Source organism: Acinetobacter brisouii, from assembly GCF_008993995.1.
Classification (GTDB): domain Bacteria; phylum Pseudomonadota; class Gammaproteobacteria; order Pseudomonadales; family Moraxellaceae; genus Acinetobacter; species Acinetobacter brisouii_A.
Genome location: NZ_BKNN01000113.1, coordinates 1 through 4,747, shown reverse-complemented (window position 1 = coordinate 4,747; position 4,747 = coordinate 1). Strand labels below are relative to the sequence as shown.

The 4,747-nt window shown below is 38.8% G+C and carries 3 protein-coding genes; 1 reads left to right on the top strand and 2 read right to left on the bottom strand.

The window, feature by feature from the left end:
* The coding region (locus GBN19_RS14610) for a transposase (protein WP_171494437.1) at positions 1-110 on the top strand (110 nt) is incomplete at its 5' end.
* Between the two features lie 2,668 nt (positions 111-2,778).
* Here the strand turns inward: GBN19_RS14610 and GBN19_RS14605 are convergent.
* Both GBN19_RS14605 and GBN19_RS14600 read right to left on the bottom strand, forming a co-directional pair.
* Positions 2,779-3,360: a hypothetical protein gene (locus GBN19_RS14605; RefSeq protein WP_151778626.1), complete on the bottom strand. Its 582-nt coding sequence runs from the start codon at positions 3,358-3,360 to the stop codon at positions 2,779-2,781.
* A 32-nt stretch (positions 3,361-3,392) separates the two neighbouring features.
* Complete coding sequence (locus tag GBN19_RS14600) at positions 3,393-4,598, bottom strand: hypothetical protein (RefSeq protein WP_151778625.1); 1,206 nt, start codon at positions 4,596-4,598, stop codon at positions 3,393-3,395.
* Between the last annotated feature and the right edge of the window lie 149 nt (positions 4,599-4,747).

The window sequence follows — 4,747 nt, the reverse complement described above, 5'->3', positions numbered from 1 at the left end:
AATGGCAGTGCATGGAGTGCGGTACGCTCCATGATCGAGACATAAACTCAGCACTGAATATTCTCGCGCTCGGACATGAGCGTCTCGCAGGGGGAATCCCCGTCCTTTAGGTCGGGGAGGATGTCAACTGAAAACTTGGTTGAACCAAAAGTTTTACGATCATTTAGGTCTTTGCTTAAACCAATGTTCTCATATTGTTGTTTGCCAAATACGATCTTACAGCTCTCTATGTAAGGATGATTATATGGAGAGCTATAGCTGTCACGACTTGTAACGTCAGCAATTTCTGTGACTCTATTTAAGGGTGTGCCATGAATTTTTACCGATGAAAGTTTGGATTGTACACTCGATGTAAGTTTTAATTCTGTATAGCTATTTTTAATTCCAGCACCCCAAGCTATTTTTTTTTCATTTTCAATAGCAAAATATTCTTTATCGTAATTTGCACCTGTATAAACAATCTGACCAACACTAAGCCACTGTGGTGTATCTTCATACGTTCCAATAATACTAGGGCTATAGATTGTTGATGATTGATTCGTTGCTATATCTATCTCGGTGGTCACTTTAATATTTACACCTAAGTTTCTATTTTTTGGATCAATATAATCATAACCAAACCTATAAACATACCTTGATATACTTGAGCCTGATTTCCCATTAATAGTTGAATATTTTGAAGGTGTATATTCTTTCTTAATAAAGAAACTTTCATTGCGATTAAAACATGGAATAACTACACATAAATTTGGAGTTTTATTTAAGGTAACACTGAAATTTTGTTCCCAAGCGTATCCAATAGCCTTGTAAGCCATATCATCTAGGGAACCATGAAATCCTGGGCTTAATCCTGTTGTTGAGCTATTAAAACTCCATGTAGCATCAAGTAAAAGACTATAGCCTTTCATATCAAAATCAGTGGTATAGAACCCTGCAATATTTGATACACCAACATTAAGTTTAATAGTGCTTGAACTTCCAATCATTTTCGCATGATCATTATCATTGTAGTCTTTATAGTTATTCTTATAATCACGATTAATATTGGAATCAAAATAATATCGAACAACTTTGAAGTCATCCCCAACAAAATACCCATACATAACAGTATTGCAAACAAGATTTTTATTGTATTCCCAATTAACATTTTGTGGGCTAATAGCAGTATGTGAAACCATAGAACTTGTAACATTTGGAATATAGAGTTTTGGCGTATCTTCTGGATTTTGACTAATATTACGTGTGACTTCACCCAAAACCATTTTGTATGGTGGGGAACTATAAACACCCAAACTTGGTTTATATACTGTTGAATCTAGCACTTTTATATATTCACTTGATACTGGGTCAGCATTGTTTTCAACGGCATAACAAAACTTTCCTGAATCAACGAAAAGCAATTGTCCATTGTGATTTGCTATTGGCTCAATCTCTAACTTATCCCAATAATCAATCTCATCACTACCAGTATCACCACTTGATGCTCGTTCTATCACCTTATCCATTGTCATGCGCATCTTATATTTTATTGCAATGGATTTAACTTTATCATCCAATAATTTATTGATACTTGCTATATACGTTGCAACGGCTTCTGCATTTTCTGGTGGTACATTAACTTTACTTACCCATCCATTCTTATATTTTGATGCTTTTAAGGTGATGAGAAGAATATAAGATAAGCTAATGTTATAACCATCTTTTACATTTTGGCAGGTATTGAAACCAGTATCAGCCTTAGTGTTAAATGACCATCCACATGCATCACTATATGGATTATTCTCATAAAACTCAGCCATATCACACAGCTTAATAATCACTCCAGCGCGTTGCCATGCTTTAAATTCTTCCTCATCTGACGGAAATGATTCTCCACTTGGTAGTCCGCCAAACTTATCAATGATCATGCTAAGTTCGGTATCCCCTTTATCTAAGATATATAACTTGAATGCCTTTGTAGTAGTTGCTGGTATGACTGGCAAAGGCATAGCAAACAAGCCATCTTTGGATACTTGCAACAACCAAGGCGACTGATCACCATCAAAACCAATAGCATGAGTCTTTGAGAATTTATAGTCGTACTGAAATTGACCTTTTGTATCTGGTTTGCCTGTGTATCCTGGTAACAACATGCCACTTAACTCAGAATTTATGCTTGAAAGTACACTATTAGGCAGTCGCATCTGAATGTTTTCAAATGTCTTATCCTTAAAATCAACTTTCTCTGGTTGCTTCCCATACCCGCCAATGATCTGCATAACCTCAGCCATAGCTCCGCTATACCATGTTGGTCGTTGCAATTCATATTGAGTAGATGCTTTTGAAAACTCAGGTACAACATTGTCATTTACTTTGACATTGAATCGTTTTAAAGAGAGTTGTTCTTTAGGTAGCTCTGCATCTTCGCTATATTGAGCAAGGCGTTTTCTTGTAAGTGAACTGATCTTGATTGGAACTTGATTACCATTTGCAATCTTATCGGTACTAATTGAACCGCAAAACAACATAGGTACACCTAGTTTTTCTAAATTTGATTCTTGTTTGTCTTTTTCAGTTGGGCCTTTATAAATAATAACCCGAAATATACCCCCCATGTGCTGCACGATAAAATTCCCGCCATTTGGCAGGTCGTAATATCTACGCAAGTTTTCTAAATTAGAAACTTGTTTGAAATTTAGAAAACGGCGAACGACTGCATCAACATAAACACTATCTTGAGCAGTCAGCTTGCCGCCACCCTTGATCACAAGACCATGCGGCTGAGGACTATACATAATATTAAACCGAGAGATCTAGCTCATAACCAAGTTGGTACACATCCCCATTTTGGAAAGTACGAGCAGATGCAAACTTGGTTGCAGATACCAACACGCCACTTGTTCCGCCGCGAGTACTGTTAGTGAGTAATGCCGCACCTGTGACACTCAGGCTTGCTGCTGTTGCAATAGTTAAAGATGCCATTGCTGAGAGATTGCTAATTGAACCACTTGAAGCCACATTCGGAGTCCACTGTGGACGAGTAGCATTGCTATAGCCTTCGGTTGTACTTGTGATTTCAGATGCAACTGATGGAAAATTTGAGGCTGTCCAGTTAGCTGCTGGTGCTGTTGCTCCATTAAACAGTGCCAAGTAATAACCTGCTGGTTTTGCGGTGCTGCCTAGAGCAACATTTAAGATATGAGAGAGACCTTCAGCAACCACAAGGTTCTTAGTACACGACCATTCTCCATCATTAACACGGTCAAAGTATTTACCTGTGACTTGGATGCCTTGTCGTGGGAAATACAAGCCATCTCCAGTAAGATCATATTGTTCTTGATCAAGAGAGCGTTTAAGTTCTTTGCGTAGTCCGTTGTTCATGTTTGCAACCTAAGTCAGCAATAAAATTGCCCCTAGGTTACTGTGGTTATAACCCTTCGCCCTAGCCTTACAGACCTACTCGAATTTGCGGTAATGCCTTGAAGTTTGCCAGCTTGATATTGAATCAATTGTCCTGTTGCTGTACCCAATACATAGCCATTCTCTGCCAGCCATAAAGCACAGTTGGCATTTTGGGAAACATCATCCCCAACTAAATCAGCATCCACCAACATACAGCTATCATAAATCGGTGCTTGAGTTGATTTTCGGGTGTATGTCATATCCTTTGGTTGAGATCCTGTCAGAAATGCAACGTGATCGGTTTGCCCGACCCAAATCCCACCATCGACAGGTTGAATGAAGGTAATCCGTTGAGGCATCATCATATAGCCGTGGCGCTCATCATAGAGGTGATATGCCATAGGTTCAGAAAACTTAATCACATTACGATCTGCGGTAATCAAGCGACCATTCCAGTACTTCATAAACTTACCACTTGGCATAGGTGATAAGTACTGAAACTGTGCCATTTTTCCTAATCGCCCAATTTCATGGATAGAGACTTGGTTGGTCGATACTGGATAAGTCCCAAACTTGTATAACTCACCGCCATTGCGTTGTGTCACATAGATTGCAACGTCTGTTACGGTATCATCAAGGCAAAAAGGCAAAGTAACATTGATACTCAAGTCATTGGTCTGGTCATAATTACTCTGGCCAGATAATTCGATATGAGTCATTGCTGATACTGCTGATTCAACGCCATTACGGAGCCATGAAATAGCCACACTATATTGACCTGTCTTGAGTGTGCCATCGGTATCTTGCTGCAATAATGGTGATGCTGGTGTATCAATAGTTAAAGGACTGACAGCAAAACCATTATAAGAAAATAGACCTCTTGAGCCATTGATATAAACCAAGTTATTAATCACTTCAAATCGGACATTTTTCCCAACAAATGCCAGGTTCTCAGAAGTCCATGTTTGTGGATTAATCCTGACAAGTTCGCCGTTGAGTGTTGCAAATACATCTTGATGTAATGGGCTTTGCCATAGGTTTTCATATTTTAACGACGTGACAAGTTCTCCACCTTTACGCAAGTGCAGCTTACCTGTTGCCGAAATATCAACATTCACCGCATCACGTACAAACAAAGTAGGTGAATCACCACCACGCTTTAAGGCATCATCACTCTGTACATTGTTGATGCCAGATATAGGGAATAAATTGGTCATAGATCAAAACTCTATTTATAAAGTAAGCATCCGGCTAACACAGCCTTACCAAGCGATCCTATAAGCCTTAATTTAGTTCCCACCTAAAAACAAGTGGGGACTTAATCCATGAACATGGATATATATTCAGCAACACCTCCTGTTGCTAA

What these genes read in the sequence shown, in the direction of transcription:
- GBN19_RS14600 (WP_151778625.1), bottom strand. Translation starts at nt 4,598, where the DNA reads ATGACCAATTTATTCCCTATATCTGGCATCAACAATGTACAGAGTGAT.
- GBN19_RS14605 (WP_151778626.1), bottom strand. Translation starts at nt 3,360, where the DNA reads ATGAACAACGGACTACGCAAAGAACTTAAACGCTCTCTTGATCAAGAA.